The sequence below is a fragment of the Campylobacter sp. CN_NE2 genome, from assembly GCF_027797465.1.
Lineage (GTDB): Bacteria > Campylobacterota > Campylobacteria > Campylobacterales > Campylobacteraceae > Campylobacter_B.
Map to the genome: position 1 here is coordinate 614,406 of NZ_CP115608.1, position 18,237 is coordinate 632,642.

General features: G+C 35.7%; 16 protein-coding genes and 1 CRISPR repeat array. Of the genes, 9 read left to right on the forward strand and 7 right to left on the reverse strand.

Annotated features, from left to right (window positions below; all coding sequences use genetic code 11):
• Positions 1-62: 62 nt before the first annotated feature.
• From argB to cmoA, 8 genes are read left to right on the forward strand one after another with little or no spacing between them, the layout of a single operon-like run.
• Complete coding sequence (gene argB / locus PF028_RS02995) at positions 63-914, forward strand: acetylglutamate kinase (protein WP_270860285.1); 852 nt, start codon at positions 63-65, stop codon at positions 912-914.
• Between the two features lie 9 nt (positions 915-923).
• Positions 924-2,360, forward strand: coding sequence for a threonine synthase (gene thrC / locus PF028_RS03000; protein WP_270860286.1), 1,437 nt, complete (start codon positions 924-926; stop codon positions 2,358-2,360).
• Positions 2,357-3,070: a 3-deoxy-manno-octulosonate cytidylyltransferase gene (kdsB, locus tag PF028_RS03005; protein WP_270860287.1), complete on the forward strand. Its 714-nt coding sequence runs from the start codon at positions 2,357-2,359 to the stop codon at positions 3,068-3,070. The genes thrC and kdsB overlap by 4 nt, the downstream gene beginning before the upstream one ends.
• A gap of 8 nt (positions 3,071-3,078) precedes the next feature.
• Positions 3,079-5,016 carry an NAD-dependent DNA ligase LigA gene (ligA, locus tag PF028_RS03010; RefSeq protein ID WP_270860288.1) on the forward strand — a complete coding sequence of 646 codons (1,938 nt, stop codon included), beginning with the start codon at positions 3,079-3,081 and terminating at the stop codon, positions 5,014-5,016.
• Positions 5,013-5,735 (forward strand): 23S rRNA (cytidine-2'-O)-methyltransferase TlyA, encoded by a 723-nt coding sequence (gene tlyA / locus PF028_RS03015; protein WP_270860289.1) that lies wholly within the window; start codon positions 5,013-5,015, stop codon positions 5,733-5,735. The genes ligA and tlyA overlap by 4 nt, the downstream gene beginning before the upstream one ends.
• Positions 5,736-6,242 carry a lipocalin family protein gene (locus PF028_RS03020; protein WP_270860290.1) on the forward strand — a complete coding sequence of 169 codons (507 nt, stop codon included), beginning with the start codon at positions 5,736-5,738 and terminating at the stop codon, positions 6,240-6,242.
• Complete coding sequence (locus PF028_RS03025; RefSeq protein WP_270860291.1) at positions 6,239-7,141, forward strand: bifunctional riboflavin kinase/FAD synthetase; 903 nt, start codon at positions 6,239-6,241, stop codon at positions 7,139-7,141. Before PF028_RS03020 ends, PF028_RS03025 begins: the two co-directional genes overlap by 4 nt.
• 24 nt (positions 7,142-7,165) lie before the next feature.
• Positions 7,166-7,870, forward strand: a complete 705-nt coding sequence (gene cmoA / locus PF028_RS03030; protein WP_270860292.1) for a carboxy-S-adenosyl-L-methionine synthase CmoA — start codon at positions 7,166-7,168, stop codon at positions 7,868-7,870.
• A gap of 170 nt (positions 7,871-8,040) precedes the next feature.
• Here the strand turns inward: cmoA and mazF are convergent, their stop codons facing one another.
• The 6 genes from mazF to PF028_RS03060 all read right to left on the reverse strand — a co-directional run bounded on the left by mazF (position 8,041) and on the right by PF028_RS03060 (position 16,242).
• Positions 8,041-8,379 (reverse strand): endoribonuclease MazF, encoded by a 339-nt coding sequence (mazF, locus tag PF028_RS03035; protein ID WP_270860293.1) that lies wholly within the window; start codon positions 8,377-8,379, stop codon positions 8,041-8,043.
• A complete protein-coding gene (locus tag PF028_RS03040) occupies positions 8,373-8,603 on the reverse strand; it encodes an AbrB/MazE/SpoVT family DNA-binding domain-containing protein (RefSeq protein WP_270860294.1) in 231 nt (76 codons plus the stop codon). Before PF028_RS03040 ends, mazF begins: the two co-directional genes overlap by 7 nt.
• A 210-nt stretch (positions 8,604-8,813) precedes the next feature.
• Positions 8,814-9,180: a CRISPR direct-repeat array (repeat unit 36 nt; unit sequence GTTTTAGGCTCTTCTTAAATTCGTTTTTGCTATAAT).
• A 402-nt stretch (positions 9,181-9,582) separates the two neighbouring features.
• Positions 9,583-12,660, reverse strand: coding sequence for a type II CRISPR RNA-guided endonuclease Cas9 (gene cas9 / locus PF028_RS03045; RefSeq protein WP_270860295.1), 3,078 nt, complete (start codon positions 12,658-12,660; stop codon positions 9,583-9,585).
• Positions 12,661-12,876: 216 nt separating this feature from the next.
• Positions 12,877-14,769 (reverse strand): molecular chaperone DnaK, encoded by a 1,893-nt coding sequence (gene dnaK / locus PF028_RS03050; RefSeq protein WP_270860296.1) that lies wholly within the window; start codon positions 14,767-14,769, stop codon positions 12,877-12,879.
• A 64-nt stretch (positions 14,770-14,833) separates the two neighbouring features.
• Positions 14,834-15,457 carry a nucleotide exchange factor GrpE gene (locus PF028_RS03055; protein WP_270860297.1) on the reverse strand — a complete coding sequence of 208 codons (624 nt, stop codon included), beginning with the start codon at positions 15,455-15,457 and terminating at the stop codon, positions 14,834-14,836.
• Complete coding sequence (locus PF028_RS03060) at positions 15,454-16,242, reverse strand: HrcA family transcriptional regulator (RefSeq protein WP_270860298.1); 789 nt, start codon at positions 16,240-16,242, stop codon at positions 15,454-15,456. The genes PF028_RS03055 and PF028_RS03060 overlap by 4 nt, the downstream gene beginning before the upstream one ends.
• Positions 16,243-16,683: 441 nt before the next feature.
• Here PF028_RS03060 and PF028_RS03065 point away from each other — a divergent pair, with 441 nt between their 5' ends.
• Positions 16,684-16,929: an XRE family transcriptional regulator gene (locus tag PF028_RS03065; protein WP_270860425.1), complete on the forward strand. Its 246-nt coding sequence runs from the start codon at positions 16,684-16,686 to the stop codon at positions 16,927-16,929.
• Positions 16,930-17,204: 275 nt separating this feature from the next.
• Here the strand turns inward: PF028_RS03065 and PF028_RS03070 are convergent, their stop codons facing one another.
• Positions 17,205-18,155 carry a DUF3137 domain-containing protein gene (locus PF028_RS03070; RefSeq protein ID WP_270860299.1) on the reverse strand — a complete coding sequence of 317 codons (951 nt, stop codon included), beginning with the start codon at positions 18,153-18,155 and terminating at the stop codon, positions 17,205-17,207.
• Positions 18,156-18,237 lie beyond the last annotated feature (82 nt).

Genomic DNA, 18,237 nt, shown 5'->3' on the forward strand with positions numbered 1-18,237 from the left:
CAGCCCACTTCCCCCTTAAAAAAACAAATTTAATTTATAAAATAAAAATTTAAGGAAAAATTATGATAAGAAAGAGTAGAACGGCAGAGATCATCATCTCAGCTCTTCCATACATACGCAAATTTAGAGACAAGATTTTTGTCATCAAATACGGTGGCGCAGCCCAAATAGATGAAAATTTAAAAGCAAATTTTGCACGAGATATTGTGCTTTTACATATGGTTGGCATTAAAATCATCGTCGTGCATGGCGGCGGCAAAAAAATCAACGAAACACTTGATAAAATCGGCATTACAAGCGAATTTAAAGACGGACTTAGAGTTACAAGCAAAGAGTGCGTTGAAGTAACCGAAATGGTTTTAAGCGGTTTGGTAAATAAAGAAATCACTGCACTTTTAAATCAAAACGGGGCCCCGTCAATCGGCATTAGCGGAAAAGACGGCGATTTATTAAGAGCTAAATTTTTAGATGAGAAAAAATACGGCTTTGTCGGCGTGATAGATGAAGTTAATACAAATTTCATAAATGATTTGCTTGAAAAAGGCTATTTGCCGGTTATCGCTCCACTTGCAACCGATGAAAACGGCGTAAGCTATAACATAAATGCCGATCTTTGCGCTAGTAAAGTCGCAAGTGCCTTAAAAGCAGACAAAGTGATATTTTTAAGCGACATTGACGGCGTTTTGGATAAAGAAGGAAAACTAATTAGCAAACTAGATGAAAAACTGATAAACAAATTTAAAAAAGACGGCACCATTAGCGGCGGAATGATCCCAAAAATGGATGCTTGTTTAGAGTGTGTAAAGGCAGGTGCGGGTTCAGCTCATATCATAAACGGCAAAATTCCACACTCACTGCTACTTGAACTTTTCACGGATGACGGAATCGGAAGTTTGATAAAAGAGAAATTTTAAAGGAAAAATATGCAACTAATTTCAACAAGAGATAAAAACCAAAAAGTAGATCTAAGCTATGCCCTGCTAAATCCAAGTGCGAATTTTGGCGGGTTGTTTTGCCCTGAACGCTTACCAAATTTTGATGAAAAATTTTGGAGCGAATGCGAGAATTTGGACTATAAAGATATTGCTTTAAAAGTGATAAAAAGTTTTGAATTTGATATTGAAGATGAAATTTTTATAAATGCTTTGAAACGATATGAGCGATTTGATACGACCTGCCCGGCTCCCATTAGCAAATTTGGGCAAAACTCATACATTTTAGAGCTTTATCACGGACCGACACTTGCTTTTAAAGATATGGCGCTTCAACCTTTTGGTGAAATTTTAAGCGCATTAGCAAAAAAACAAAATAAAAATTATCTAATAATGTGCGCTACAAGCGGCGATACGGGTCCAGCCACCCTTGAAACCTTTGCAAATGCAGATAATATCAAGGTTGTCTGCCTTTATCCAAGTGGCGGAACTAGCGAAATTCAACGCCGACAAATGGTAAATGTGGAAGCGAAAAATCTTAAAACTATCGGTATAAAAGGAAACTTTGACGACGCTCAAAGAGCCTTAAAAACGCTTTTGGCAAGTGATAAATTTAAAGATGAGTTAGCCAAAAATGATTTAAGCCTAAGTGCGGCAAATTCGGTGAATTTTGGGCGAATTTTATTTCAAATAATCTATTATATCTACGCAAATATCTATTTTGCCAAAATGGGCGTTAAAAAATTCTCCGTCATCGTGCCTAGCGGAAATTTTGGAAATGCTTTGGGGGCGTATTATGCTAAAAAAATGGGAGCTAGTATCGGTAAAATCAAAATCGCTTCAAATTCAAACAATATTTTAACCGAGCTTTTTACAAAAGGAATTTATGATTTGCGAAATAAAACGCTAATAAATACAATAAGCCCTGCAATGGATATTTTGATTAGTTCAAATGTGGAAAGATTGCTTTTTGATAAATTTGGCGATGTTCGCACAAAAGAGTTAATGCAAAGCCTAAATGAAAATAAATTTTATAAACTCACACAAGATGAGCTAAATGCCTTGCAATGCGAATTTGAAGCTGATTTTTGTGATGATAGCGAGTGTGCTAAATTTATAAAAAATGCTAGTGATAAAGGCGTTTTAATCGACCCACACACGGCAACTTGCTTTAAAATGATTGATGAAAATTCTACAAATTTTGTAGTTTCAACAGCAAAATGGATCAAATTTACTCCGTCAATGGTAAAAGCAATCAAGGGCGAAATGAAACTAGGCGAAAAAGACGAAATGGTCGCACTTTCAAAGGAATTTAATAGCCCTGTTCCAATGAGCATTTCAAGGCTTTTTGAAACAGAAGCGATCCATAAAAGCGTAGTCGAAAAAGATGAAATCAAAAATGAAATCATAAATTGGATAAAAAAATGATAGTGATTCCTGCTAGACTAGCTTCAACAAGGTTTGAAAACAAAATTTTATGCGACATTGGCGGTGTGCCTATGTTTATCGCAACTGCAAAAAACGCTTCAAAAACGGATAGAGTTTTAATCGCCGTCGATGATGAAAAGGTGCTAAAAATCGCAAAAGAGCATGGTTTTGACGCGATTTTAACAAATCCAAATCATCAAAGCGGAACTGACCGAATAAACGAAGCAGTTAAAAATTTTGGCTTAGATGAAAATGAAATCATTATAAATGTTCAAGCTGACGAGCCGTTTTTTGAGAGCGAAAATTTGGCAAAATTCAGAGAATTTGCCGAATTTCAAATCTCGCAAAACGGTAAATTTATGGCAAGTTGCTACAAAAAAATTAGCGAACTCTCTGCCCTTGATCCAAATTTAGTTAAAGTTGTTTTAGATGATTTTAGCGATGCGATTTATTTTTCAAGATCGCTAATTCCGTATCCTAGAAGCGATTTTAAGGACTATTTGGGACATATTGGGATTTATGCTTATAGCGTTAAAAATTTGGCTAAATTTTGCAAATTTAAGCCTAGCATTTTAGAAAATGCAGAAAAATTAGAACAGCTAAGAGCTTTATCAAACGGCGAAAAAATCGCAATGCTAGAAATTTCAACCAAAAGTATCGGCATTGATACGCAAAGCGATTACGAAAAAGCGATAAAAACATTTTTATAGGCGATTTTATGGACAAATTTGAATATAAAAAAAGCGTTGAAACCCTGAATTTGTGGGCAAAAGCGTATTATACCGATGATAAGCCTATCGCGACAGATGAAGAGTATGATGAGCTTTATCATAAAGTGCTGGCTTACGAAAAAGAAAATCCAAGCGAAATTTTAGCGTATTCGCCAACTTTGCGAGTCGGTGGCGAGATAAGCGAAGGTTTTGAAAAACTAGCTCACGAAAGTGCTATGTGGTCTATGGAAGACATTTTCGATGACAACGAGCTTATAGCGTGGCTTGGGCGTGGCGAAAAAGGCGAATTTGAAATTTATTGTGAGCCAAAATTTGACGGGGCAAGTCTGAATTTAACCTACGAAAATGGAATTTTAAAAACAGCCGCCACGCGTGGAGACGGCAAAATCGGCGAAAATGTAACACAAAATGCAAAAGTTATAAAATCAATCCCGCTTCAAATTCCATATAACGGAAAAATCGAAATTCGCGGCGAAGTCGTCATCTCAAAAAGCGATTTTGACGCATTAAATGAACAAAGAGCATTAAAAGGCGAAAGCCTATTTTCAAATCCAAGAAACGCAGCCGCAGGAAGTCTTAGGCAACTAGATAGCAAAATCGTGGCAAATCGCCCGTTACAGTTTATCCCGTGGGGCGTAGGTGCAAATTCGCTTGAATTTAAAAACCATAGCGAGATTATGGAATTTGTGCGAAATTTAGGCTTTTTGCAAGATGATTTTAAACGAATTTGCGCGAATTTAGATGAAATTCGTGGGGCTTATAATGACCTGCACGAGCTTAGAAATCAAAAAGATATTTTAATGGACGGCATGGTCGTGCGTGTAAATTCACTCGCAAAGTGCGAAAATTTGGGCTATACCGTTAAATTTCCGCGTTTTATGGTAGCATATAAATTTCCAGCCATCGAAAAAATCACAAGGCTAGTTGATATAAATTTGCAAGTTGGCAGGACAGGCGTTATCACACCTGTGGCGGTCGTCGAAGCTGTAAATATAGACGGAGCAATCGTGCGAAACGCCACGCTTCATAATTTCGATGAAATCGCTAGACTTGGGTTAATGAAAAACGATTTTGTCGGCATCATACGAAGCGGCGATGTAATCCCAAAAATCACGGGCGTTTTTAAAGAGCGTAGAGATGGTACTCAAAGTGAAATTTTAAGACCACAAACCTGCCCCGTCTGTGGGCAAAAAGTGCTAAATGACGACATTTTTATCCGTTGCCAAAACCTTGATTGTAAGGCAAGAGCGATAAATTCGCTGATTTATTTTGCTTCGAAAAAATGTATGAATATCGACGGACTTGGCGAATCGATAATAAATTTGCTTTACGAAAAAGGCAAAATCGCTTCTGTTGCCGATATTTATGCTTTAAAAGCTGATGATTTAAGCGATTTGGACGGCTTTAAAGAGAAAAAAATCGCAAATTTGCTAACTTCAATCCAAAACAGCAAAAATTCGCCACTTGATAAATTTATCACTTCGCTTGGAATCGAGCATATCGGCGAAGTCGCAGCACGAAAAATCGCCCTTGCATTTGGCGAAAAGTGGCTTGAAGCAAGTTTTGATGAAGTTTTAAGCTTGGACGGATTTGGCGAAGCTATGGCAAAAAGCTTTTGCGAATTTTGCGAAGTAAATAGGGAAAAAATCCTAAATTTAATCAATATAATCACGCCAAAATCCCTAAATTTGGAGATTATCCAAAACGCCTTCACGGGCAAAACCGTCGTCATCACAGGGACACTATCTCGCTCACGAGATGAAGTCAAAAACGATTTGCTTAAAATGGGCGCAAAGGTGGCTAGTTCAGTTTCAGCTAAAACCGATTTTGTGATTTACGGCGAAGAAGCAGGAAGCAAACTAGAAAAAGCAAACGCTCTTGGTGTTAAAACGCTAAGCGAAGATGAATTTAAGGCATTACTTTGAGATTTGATAAATTTGTCGCAAATGCCCTAAATATCAGTCGAAATCAAGCCAGTGAGCTAATAAAAAATGAAAAAATTTTGCTTGATAGTGAAATTTGCAATGATACGGCGAAAAATGTCGAAAACGGCGAAATTTCGGTGGCTAGCGAAATTTATGTAAGTCGTGGGGCATTAAAACTAAAAGGCTTTTTGCGTGAGCTAAAAGATGATTTTGGCTTTGAGATAACCGGCTTAAACGCCCTTGATATTGGCTCTTCCACAGGCGGATTTGTGCAAATTTTGCTTGAAAACGGCGTGGGAAGTGTAACGGCTCTTGATGTGGGTTCAATGCAACTTAGCGAAATTTTGCGAGACGACGCAAGGGTAAAAGTTTGCGAAAATACCGATATAAGGGAATTTAAAGGCGAAAAATTTGATTTAATAACCTGCGATGTGAGTTTTATTTCGCTAAATTCCATTTTAGAAAATATTTTTCATTTAGCAAAAAAATATATAATTTTGCTTTTCAAACCACAATTTGAAGTGGGCATTAACGCAAAAAGAGACAAAAAAGGCGTAGTAAAAGATGAAAAAGCTATCAAAAAATCGGTAGCAAATTTCGAGCTAAATTGCGCTAAAATGGGCCTAATCAAACTAGCTTTTAAAGAGTGTCAAATCAAAGGTAAAAACGGAAACCAAGAGTTTTTTTACCTTTACGAAAAACCAAATTCGGAGATTTAAATGTATAAAAAAGTTTTATTTTTAGTGATTTTAGGTGCGTTTTTGGGCGGTTGTGTCGCCACAAAACTGCCGTCAAATTTGCAAAATCCGCAAAATTTTCAAATCGAAAAATTCACAGGACTTTGGTATGAAATCGGCAAAATGAAAAGTCCGTTTGAAGCTACGCTAAATAACACAACTTATGAATATTTCGTCGATAAAAACGGCACGATAAATTTGATGAAAAACGGCAAATTTACAAATGATAAAGATTTTAACGAAATTTATGAGCTAAAACGCGTTGATTTAAACAACACGGCTTCGATGAAAATCAAAGACAAATTTCACAATATCGTAAAAGTCGATGATGAGTATAAATATGCGCTCATTTTTGGCGGCGATACGAGCGAGCTTTATATGCTTTCACGCACAAAAACTATGCCTGAGATGATAAAGGCAGTTTATACCAGCTATGCCGCTAAAATGGGCTATAACACAGATAAAATCGTTTGGACGACACACGAATGATAAAAGAAGATAATTTTTGCGAACTTTTGTTGCCGTATGAGAGCTACAAGGGCAAATTTGACGAGATCCAAACGGCAAATCCTGCAAATATCACAACTGTTGCGCTTGGCAACTTCGACGGAATTCATCTAGGACATAAAAAACTTTTTGCAAATATCGGCGAAAATGGCGCAGCTGTGGTGATTTTGAAAGATTATTATAAGCTAACTCCGTTTCGAGCAAGGGAAAAATTTACAGATTTGCCGATTTTTTATTTTGATTTGCACGACATAAAAAACCTTGAAGGTGACGAATTTGTCGCACTTTTACGCAATAAATTTCCAAATTTAACTAAAATCGTAGTCGGAGATGATTTTAAATTCGGCAAGGATCGTAAATTTGATACCGAGTTTTTGAAAAATCGTTTCAAAGGCACGACAACCATCATCGACGAAGTCTGTATTGACGGCACGGGAGTGCATACGACTGTCATTAAGATATTTTTGCGAAACGGAAATATAGTTTCTGCAAACCGATTTTTAGGACGAAAATACGAAATCTCGGGCAAAGTCGTAAGCGGTCAGGGTATCGGCAAAAAAGACTTGGTCGCAACGATAAATTTGCAAACTGGGCAGTATTTTCTGCCGTGCGATGGCGTGTATGCGACTTTTACGCGTGTCAATGAAAAAATTTACAAAAGCGTCTCTTTTATAGGACACCGAGTTTCGGCTGATGGCGAATTTGCAGTCGAGAGCCACATTTTTGGCAATTTTAACGAAGAAAATTTCAAATTCGCGACTATTTATTTTGTTAAATTTTTGCGTGAAAATAAAAAATTCCACGACTTAACAGAGCTAAAACAACAAATCCTAATCGACATCGAAAACGCAAACAAGGCACTTGAAAACGAAACGATTTGAAAAAAGCAAATTTAAAGGCGAAAAATGAAAGATGAAATTTTTAAAGAACCCATAAAAAAGCAGTTTGAATTTGACAAAAGCGTGGCGAGTGTTTTTGACGATATGATAAGCCGTTCGGTGCCGTTTTATAGGGAGAGTTCAAATTTGATTTGTGATCTTTTATCTCGCATTTTATCGCAAAACGCAAAGTGCGTTGATTTGGGCTGTTCGACAGCTGAGCTTTTATTAAATTTGCACCAAAAAAGAGACGATTTAAACCTTTTTGGCGTGGATAATTCGCCTTCAATGCTAGAAATCGCCGCCGCAAAAGCCACAGCTTACGGCGCAAAAATAAATTTTTCTTGCGAAGATATATTAGAATGCGATTTTAAGAGTGCTGATTGCGTGATTTTAAACTACACTTTGCAGTTTATTCGTCCGATAAAACGGGCAGAATTTATGCGAAAAATTTGCGAAAATTTAAGCGACAACGGCGTGTTTATTTTTAGCGAAAAGCTCGTATATAGCGATAAAACGCTTAGCAAAGAGATGATTGAGATCTATGAAAATTACAAAGAAAATCAGGGTTACTCAAAATACGAAATCGCCGAAAAACGCAAGGCACTAGAAAATGTGCTAATACCTTACACCGAAGATGAAAACAAAACTTTGGCTTTAAATTCAGGTTTTAAAAGCGTAGAAACTATCTTTAAATGGGCGAATTTCGCCGTATTTTTGGCAAGGAAGTAAATTTTCTAAAAAAAATACTTTAAAAACTTTCTCTGAATTTGTAAAAGTTTTTGATTTTAGTAAAAATAATCTTAAATAAAAATTTCTACCAAGTAGTTTTCTGCTACGCTAAAAGTGCTTGGTTCAAACCTAGTGCGTTTTATTATATAATCGCAATTTAAAATCATAAATCAATTTTTTTCGATTAGTAGTGCTATCTTTTCTACAATTCTATCAAAGGTTTTAGTATCTATTTTATCGCAAAATTTAGCATTTCTAGCTACAAAATCCAAGCTTTTGACTTGATCGCTTAGTGCTACGCCGTGAATTTTGTCGCAGTTTATCGCTACTTCAAACGGATAACCTTTTATTTTTGTAGTTATCGGCACAAATAGACACAAACCTGATTTTTCATTGTAAATTTTGGGGCTGATAGCAAGTGCCGGACGAAGACCTTTTTGCTCATGTCCGCTTTGTGGGTCAAATTCAAACCATACTATATCGCCTTTTTCCGGGATATATTTTACCATTCTTTGCCCTTTGTATCGTCAAAACTATCATCTATATTTAGATTTTCTTCTGTGATAGCCGAACATAGAGTTTCTAATCTGTTTTTTTGTTTTGACAAAACGATTTTACCGGCAACCACATCGATATTCATAGGCGAATTTTCTACCAAATTTAATTTTTTTAAAATATAATTTGGTATCCTAATAGCCAAAGAATTTCCCCATTTACTCAGTGTTGCTTCCATTTTCTATCCTTTGTAATGTTTATATAAAGTATATTAAATTTAAAATTAAAATCAACTAAATCTACCTATATAATCTAAAATTCATTTACGACAAATTCATCTGCTTTGTATCCAAAAGTATCGCTCAAACATTTTAAAAGTAGAATTTCTTAAACTAAACTCAAAGAAAAATTTTTGTCTAAGCAGTTTTCGCTACGCTCGAACTGCTTGGTTTTAGGCTCTTCTTAAATTAGTTTTTGCTATAATAAATAAAAGAGCGAAGACGGCTAGAAATAGGTTTTAGGCTCTTCTTAAATTCGTTTTTGCTATAATACAAAAATCCGTCTTGCACGAACGCATTAGGTTTTAGGCTCTTCTTAAATTCGTTTTTGCTATAATGAGAAAAATCCACAATTCTTTGGCGATATTGTTTTAGGCTCTTCTTAAATTCGTTTTTGCTATAATTTTGCGAACTAACACTGAAATAATCAGGATGTTTTAGGCTCTTCTTAAATTCGTTTTTGCTATAATAAGCAAAACAGACAAGGGGGGGCGATGATGAGTTTTAGGCTCTTCTTAAATTCGTTTTTGCTATAATAACCTAATAGCAAAAGCCGATTTAAAGGCAAAAAACGCAAATTTTATGCCAAAAATATCTAAATTTTGGTATAATTGACAAACGAATTTAAGAAGAGCCTAAAATAAGGGAGTTTTCGGTCTCCCGCAGGGTTTAAATCCCTTAGAAAAACCGAATTTTTTATTTTGGCAAATCTATAAATTTGCCAAGATTTCTTTCTTTTACAGTGCAAATTTAAAAATCTTCCAAATCATCAAAAAGCGTAAGTTGTTTTGGCTTGGATTTTTTCATCTGTTTATCATTTTCGCCTAGCAAAAGCTGCATTTTTTAGGCTGAGTTTTGCCTGAGTGCCTATCATAAAACTTCTAAAACTCTCATCAAACCCTGCCATTTTAGCTCCTTTGTATTAAATTTACACCAAATTTAGCCCTTTTTACGCTTTGGTGATGATTTTAGCTTTACGCCTTGTCTTGGTTCAAATTTACATGCACCTACTTCGCCAAGTGGCGAAACTTTCATTTTTTCAAAAATTTGCAAACCTTGAATTCCAAGACTAGGTTGTTCTACTTTATCTTTTTTTGATACATCTCCGTAAATTTTAATCTCATCGCTTGTTAAATCGGCTTTGTTGTTGCTATGTTTTGCCACTCGAATTTGAGCCGTCGCAATTCCAAATCCTTCATAATAGCACAAAATAGGATTTTCCATACCACTTTTTTGCACAGCGATTAAATCATTTGGAAAGAGTGAAAATTTAAACTCGTAGTTTTCGTCCATTTCTAGCCAATCTTTCATTACGCCATTTTTATCTTTGCCTATAACTGCCGCACGATTTGGCAAAACTCCAAGAGCAAAATCCATAGCATAAATCGGCACTCCGTAAAATTTGCCCGTTTGCTTGTGAGCAAAAATATCCACTCGTGGCATACTATCATTTTTTACAAAACCACCGTTTTTAAGCTGGATAATTCGCCTTGTTTTGAGCGCCATTTCAAATCCAGCTTCGCTTTTATACTCTTTTATCATCTGCTCTTTTGGGGCGACGGTTTCTAAATGTAACGCCCCTGTAACCTTTTTTCGTGGTGGTTTGGAAACGAAAATTTTACTAACCGCATTTTCAACATTTTTTCTAAAATTTTCTAAATGAATAAAATCATCAAGGCGAAGTTTTTTCTTTGTTCGCTCATCTTTATCGAGCCTATTTTGCAAAATTTCTTTATATTTTTCTTTGTCAAATTCGCCAAATTCATCTTTTGAACTCTCTAAAAGTTTTTTGGTTTCGATATGGCCCATAAATTCATTAAACGCTTTATTCATTTTTTCGTTGCAAAGTGCGACTATAAGGGCATCTTGTGCGTGGTGTAAATGAGTGTTTCGATTTTTTTCTTCAAGCCCTAAAAATCTACGAAGTGGCGTAGTAAAACCGCCGTTTATCGAATAAACATGACGAGAATTTTCGGATTTTATCGGCAAAAATTTCAGATAATCTTTCGTATAGTTCATAATAAGGCGATTTAAATAAGAAGTATCGTTTAAGTTGCTCGCACGAAAACCCTGCTCACGGCTTTTAAAATCACTGTTTAAAAGCTTTTTAAATTTGGCTGGATTTGCCTTTTTGTAGTGAATTTCGGCAAAATTTTTGATAAATTCCCATTTTGGTGTATTTCCCCAGCACTCAAAAGGTGTGTGGTTTTTCTTCTCTTGATTTTGTGAAATAAAAACCAAAACTTTATTACTCTGGCTATCGTCAAAACTCCTAGAATACGGCAAAATATGATCAACTTCAAGCCTTTTAGGGTCTAAAAAATCTTCACGCGTGATTTTTTCTCCGCTATAAGCGCAAAACTCATTTTGCTCGATGAAAAGCTTCATTTTTAGGATATTTGCGCTGTTTATTTCAAGTCCGTATTGTTCTAGACGATTTTTCGCGGCTTCGTTTTTGGCAAAATTTTCGTTTTGTTTTTTTATCGCTTCGTTTCTGCTGGCGAAATTTTTACCGACTTCGCGCGTAAGCTCAAAATAAATTTGATGAACCAGCCCGTGCTTTTTGATAATAGAATTTAAAACTTTTCGATATTCGCTCACAGCCCTTGCTACGACTGGATTTGTCAAACTTGCTCCGTGTGGCGTGTCGTAAAGCGGTGGTAATTTTTCGCTTTTTTCACGAATTTTTAGAGTTAAATTTGCTTCTTTACATGCCTCGTCATATCGTTTGCCGCTCATCATCAAAGGCAAAATTTGCCTTAACGCTTTTTCGCTTAGCTCGATATTTGTGCTAAATTTTAGTTTTAAAAGTTCGTTTATCTGCTCGTCATCAAATTCATACTTACTAAGAGCGATTTTAAGGCTGTCAAAATCCTTTTTATAAGTGCAAATTCGTGCAATTTCATTAAATTTATCATTAAAAACATCGCAAAATTCACCGCCAAATTTTTCAGAGCAAATTTGAGTAAATTTTTTATATTTTTTAAAATCTATAAAAGTATCGCTTAAATCATCTTTTTTTGAGCCTTTAATTTTGTAATTTTGCAAATTCAGTGCTTTTACCAAATCCTTGTATTTAAATTCGCCTTTTGATTTTGCAAGATTTAAAATTTCTATAATTTTTTCTTGTTGCAAAATTTCGCCCGTATCTTTGTAAATATTTATGAGCGTATTTATGATTTTAGTTAAAGCGATAAATTCTTGCGCCAATGGCGTGAATTTTGCCACTCTTTTTTCTTTTTCGTAAAAAATACATTTGCCAACTTTATTTTCAAAGTCTTTTAATGGACGAGAGTAAAAGACCTTTTGTATGAGATTTTGTGCAAAATTTTCGCTAAATTTATAGCCAAATTCGGCTTGTTTTTCTAAAATTAGCGTAAGTTCTTCTTTGTTTAGACTTTGTGGAATTGAATTTTCATAATTCCCAGCTCCGTCTTTGTCGCGATTGCGAATACTTGAAATTTCCTTTTTTTCAAAATCGTTTAAAAGCATATTAGAAGCTGTTTTAAAACCACGCTCAGTAAATTTTTTATTTTTTGAAATAGCACCTAAGACTTTTTTACTCTCTGCGTCATCGCTGTCGCCAAAATATCTTAAATCATCATATCCGCGGTGTTTTGCGATATGCAAAATCACTCTTGCAAGTTCAAATTTATCTAGTTTTCGCTCCAACGCAAATTTGCGAAGTTGCCACGGGTTTAGCGTGTTTTTATCAGTAGCGAAAATCTTCGGCAAATTTTCGCCCTGCATAATAAAATCGTTAAATTTAATATCAAATTCTTTACAAAGTAGCCTTTTAACAGCATTTAATCTTGCTTTTCGCCTAGCAAGACGACGCCTTGCGCTTCTTGCTTCGCGCCTAGGCAAAGCAAGAGACGAACCGTCTTTTGGATTTTCAGCTTTTTCAAAAATTCTCACACCACAATCGATAATATCAAATTTATCATCACTCTCACCCGTATCAACTACCGCCCAGCCGATACTTGAAATTCCAATGTCAAAACCGATTTTACGCATTTTTCTATCCTTTAAAATTTTATAAACACTAAATTTTACAATGAATTTGCGATAAAAACAAATAAAATTAAGAATTTCGATTAAATTTACAAAAATCAATGTAGGCTTAAAAATTTTAAACCTACACTGCGAAGTTACCAAAAAGGATTTTTGAATTTAAAATTTTGGCGAATTTTTTAAGTTCAATTCGCCAAAATTTGCCAAAAAGCTAATGTTTTACTCTACTTCTGCGTCGATGACATCGTCATCTGCTTTTTTGCCGCCGTTGCCAGAGCCGTTTTGCGAACCGCCGTTAGCGCCGCCTTGATTTGCCGAAGCTTGTTTATACATTTGCTCAGCTGCCTTGCTTAGGGCCTCGACCTTTGCGTTGATTTGCTCTTTTGTAGCATTTTCATCTTTTAGCACAGCTTTTAGGTCATTTAACGCGCCTTCTATGTTTGCTCTTAGCTCAGCCGGGATTTTCTCGCCCATTTCATTTAGAGTTTTTTCTGTTTGATGAGCGATTCCGTCGGCTTGGTTTCTAGCTTCGACGCCTTCTTTGCGTTTTTTGTCATCTTCTTTGTGAAGCTCTGCGTCTTTTACCATTTTATCGATTTCAGCATCGCTTAGACCGCTTGAACCTGTAATGCGAATGTCGGTAGCCTTACCTGTGGCTTTGTCTTTTGCCGAAACGGTTAAAATGCCGTTTGCGTCGATGTCAAACTCAACTTCGATTTGTGGCACACCGCGTGGGGCTGGCATAATGCCTTCAAGGTTAAAGTTACCCAAAGTTTTATTATCTCTTGCGAATTCTCTCTCGCCTTGCAAGACATTAATTGTAACGGCAGATTGGTTATCTTCTGCGGTCGAGAAAACTTGCGATTTTTTGGTTGGGATTGTCGTGCCTTTATCGATAATCTTTGTCATAACGCCGCCTAGTGTTTCGATACCAAGCGAAAGTGGCGTAACATCAAGCAAAAGCACATCTTTTACATCGCCTTTGATAACAGCGCCTTGCACACTAGCACCGATTGCGACGACTTCGTCAGGATTTACGCTTTTATTTAAATCTTTGCCAAATGCTTTTTTGACCTGCTCTTGCACCAAAGGAACGCGAGTCGAGCCACCGACCATAACGACTTCTTTGATTTCGCTCATATTTAGCCCTGCTTCTTTGGCAACGCGGTTAAGAGTATCGATAGTCTCATCAACCAAATCATCAATCATGCTTTCAAATTTAGCCCTTGTTAGTGTTTTCATAAGGTGTTTTGGGCCTGTGGCATCTGCTGTGATGAAAGGTAAATTTATAGTCGTTTCCATAGCACTTGAAAGCTCTTTTTTAGCGTTTTCTGCTGCTTCTTTTAAGCGTTGCATAGCCATAACATCGTTTTTAAGGTCGATTCCGCTCTCTGCTTTAAATTCGCTTAGCAAGAAATCAATCACTCTATTATCAAAATCATCGCCGCCCAAGAAAGCATTTCCGCCTGTTGAAAGCACTTCAACCACGCTATCGCCTGTTTCTAGCACAGTAACATCAAATGTTCCGCCACCCAAATCATAAACTACGATTTTTTCGGCTTCTTTTTTATCTAGCCCATACGCTAAGGCAGCAGCCGTTGGTTCGTTTATGATACGAAGCACATTTAGCCCTGCGATTGTTCCTGCTTCTTTTGTCGCTTTTCTTTGGCTGTCGTTAAAATACGCAGGAACCGTGATAACCGCATCGACAACTGGCTCTCCAAGGAAGCTTTCAGCGTCTTCTTTTAGTTTCATCAAAACTTTTGCCGAAATTTCTTGCGGGGTATAGACTTTGCCCGCGATTTCAACCGCACACGCGCCGTTTCTATCGACTATCTTATAAGGAAGTCGCTTTTTGGCTTCTTGCGCGTTTTTCTCGTTCATCATTAAACCCATAATTCTTTTAATCGAATAAATCGTTTTTTCAGGGTTTGTTACGGCTTGGCGTTTTGCACTGTCGCCGACTAAAACTTCGCCTTTGTCGGTAAATGCGACAACTGACGGAGTTGTGTTTTTGCCCTCTTTGTTAGGAATAATCTTGCTTTCGCCCCTTTCAAAGATACTGACACATGAATTTGTTGTGCCAAGGTCAATTCCAATTACTTTTCCCATGTTTTATCCTTTTTATTAAATTTTTTTCTAAATTTTGTAAATTTGCGAATTGTAAATTTTAAATCTACTTCGCCAAAATAACCATTACAGGTCGTAAAATTCGCTCTTTGTAAAGGTAACCTTTTTGCAAAACTTGAACGATTTCGTTCGTTTTTGCACCATCTTTTTCTACGAGTTGGATTGGGTAAAATTTACCGCTTTCGCTCTCGTAGCCATCGTCCGTTGAAATCGGCGTAATGCCGTATTTTTCAAATGTTTTTAAAAATAAATTTATGCACTGCTTCACGCCTTCTTCGATTTTATCGGCTAGTTCGTTGTCTTCGATGTCGATTTTAGCGGCTTCTTCGAGTGCGTCGATTATCGGCAAGAGATCTTTTGCAAATTTTTCCGCCGCATACTCCACGGCTGTGCTTTTTTCTCGCTCCAAACGCTTTTTGATATTGTCAAAATCGGCATTTGCACGATAAAATTTATCGGTTATTTCATTTAGCTGGCGTTGCAAATTTGCGATTTCGTCATCTTGCGAATTTTCGCACTCGCAAGAATTTTCTTGCTCGTTTTCTAGCTCATCTGCGAATTCGTCGCCGTCGTCTGCTAACGGGCTTTCGCACCCGCAACCGCCGCCACAACCGCAACCTTTGTTTTCGTCAAATTCGGTGTTTTGCGAATTTTCTTTCTCTTCGTTCATGCTGCCTCCGTTATATAATTAAAAAATTTATCATAGTCTTCATACACGCTTCCTGCGCAAATCATCGTAGCGTCTTTGTCGCCGAGTTTGACGGCGCGTTTGATACCCATAAAACCGCTTTCAAAATACGGCGAAAAAATCAAATTTTTTCCAAAATTTACGGCAATCGACGGATTTAAAAGGATTTTAAATCTCTCATCTTTGAAAATTTTATATGCCACGACCTCGTTTGCCAAAAACTCGATTTTTGAATTTTTTAGTTCCTTTATCTTTGAGCGAAGCCCCGAAAGCCCAACTTGAATACTCGCCATTTCCAAATCTTTTAGCGAAATTCCGACCAAATTCAGCAAAAATTTGTAAATTCTAGGCTCAAATTTGATAATAATCTCATCTTCGTCAAAAACAAGCACGATGAAGCGATTATTGTAGTTTAAAACTTCACGCAAAAGCTCATTATCAGAGCTAAAAATCATACAATAAATCTCAAATTCCTTTAAAATAAGCGCTAAATTTTCCAAATTTGAGATTTGCAAAACATTGTCAAAGCGAAGTTTGCTTTGCCAATACTCTTGCATAGTCGCTACCGTGGGGATTCTCCCGCCGCTGACATGAAGTTGCGTGATAGCGCCTTCGTCGCTTAGCTTTTTAAAATAAACCCGAATCGTCGAAGCCGGAATCGAAATTTGCATTCTCGAACCAAGCTCAGACGAGCCAATCGGCGTGTTGTCATCAAGGTAAGCCGAAATGATTGATTCTAAAATCAAATCTCGTTTATTCATTTTCATTTTTTAGCACTCTTTCATTTTAATTGCTAAGAATTATACAATATTGAGTGCATTAATGTCAAGGTTTTTTATATAAAAATTTAATTTTTGGCAAAATTTGGCGAATTTAGGCGTTGTTTGATGACAGCGTTCAAAAATTTAAAAAAATAAAAATTTAAGTGCATAACTCAAAATTTAGAAAATTTATAAATTCTACTTTTAAAATTTATAATATTTTCTCAAATTTTTATAAAAACAGGTAAATTTGGCGAAATTTTACCCATTTTCCTTATAAAATTTTTTGCTTTTTTTATAATTTTTAATGTTCGTTTTATGCAAAAATCTGTATAATTTCAACATTAAAAGTGATTGTTTAACCATTTTTAATTATAAGTTATACAAAATCTTGTATATTTATACGATTTAATGTATAGTTAATGAAAGAATTTGTATAATTTCATCATGGTAGAAACAAACGACATTTTTAATATTCTCCACAATGCTGTGGAATCCAAATATATGGGGAAAAAGATCTCCCATGCGACAATGGCAAAAAAGCTGGGAGTTTCTATGCGAACCTATCAAGACTGGCGTTTAGGCACGACAAAGCCACAGGCTGCGCTCGCCGTGTTTCAAATGCTTTGTGAGCTTGATAGCGACGACGCCTCATTTGTTTTGAGTAAAATAAAAAAACTGATAGGAGAGTGATTATGCAACGCTTCACTACGCAAGAGCGAAACGAGTTGGACATGGTTTTTTCAGTTGTTTGTGCCAAAAAATCAAAATTTAGAGAATTTTTGAGAAAGCTTTTTGGTTTTTAGTTGATTTTAACTGCGACTTAGGCTTGGTTGCAGTTTTGTGAGTAAATTTGTGCTAAATTTGGTGCGAATTTGCATTTATTTTTTGCCTATTTTTATTAAAAATTAGCTTTTTTTGATAACTACGCCGAATTTGTGAATTTCGATTTTCAAATTCGGCTTTTTTTATTTTTCTACGCTCCAAATTTTGCGGTTGAGTTTTAAAATTCTTACGATACTTAGCATGTGAGATAGCTCTTCTTTTATCTCTTTTGCGGGGTCGTATTTAAAAACGCTTTTATTTATATTTGGTTCGAAGTTGTCTTTATTTGTTTGGATAAAAATGTAAATTTTTGTGCCGACAAAACTTATATTTATAGGAAATTTAACACGGCGTTCAAAATGCAAAATTCGTCGCATTAACGCAGGACTTAAAATATACATTGCATTTTGTGCGTCGCTAGAATAAACTTTAAATTTATCGTTAAATTCGCTATCGTCCATAGTTATAGTTTTTAAATTTTGCATATTTTGTGGTTTTACATTTTGCAAAATAAAAGTTGATGATTTTATTCTTTTGTTAAAATCAGCATAAAATAAAATTCCTTTTGCATTTTTTATGCCGATACTATCTGGCGAGATTTCTATGTTTTCGCCTTCTTCTCTGTCCGTCAAAGCTATATCGCTAAATTCAAATTTAATACCTTCATAAATTCCTTCGATTTTATCATTTCCATTATGTTTTATAAATCTTGGAAAAAGTTTGCTATTTATTATGTGATTTGTGCTAATCATCGAATACATTTGATATTTGTAGCCAAATTTTTCAAAATATGGCAAAATATGTTTTTGTTTAAAAAGTCGTCTAAATTCCATACTCATTTCATCGTTTGTTATTTCTATTTTGTCATTATCTGAATAAAAAAATATTTCAAAAGCTAAGTATCCAAAATATATGGCTGCAAAAATAATTGATATTTTATAAACAAAAAATATAGCTATTAGTAAAATAAAAATTTGTAATTTATATGAACGGGGTCTTAAATAAACTATGTAGTGAAAACCAAACAAGAATACAAGAACTGCAACAAATTCGTGCTGGTCGCCGTCATCTTTTGAAACAGCAAAAAGCCACAAAAATATTATGGTGCCTATTATTAAGCAAACAATAAATATTAACAGCCAAGCAATATGGTCGCTCTTTTTAGATTTTGCAATT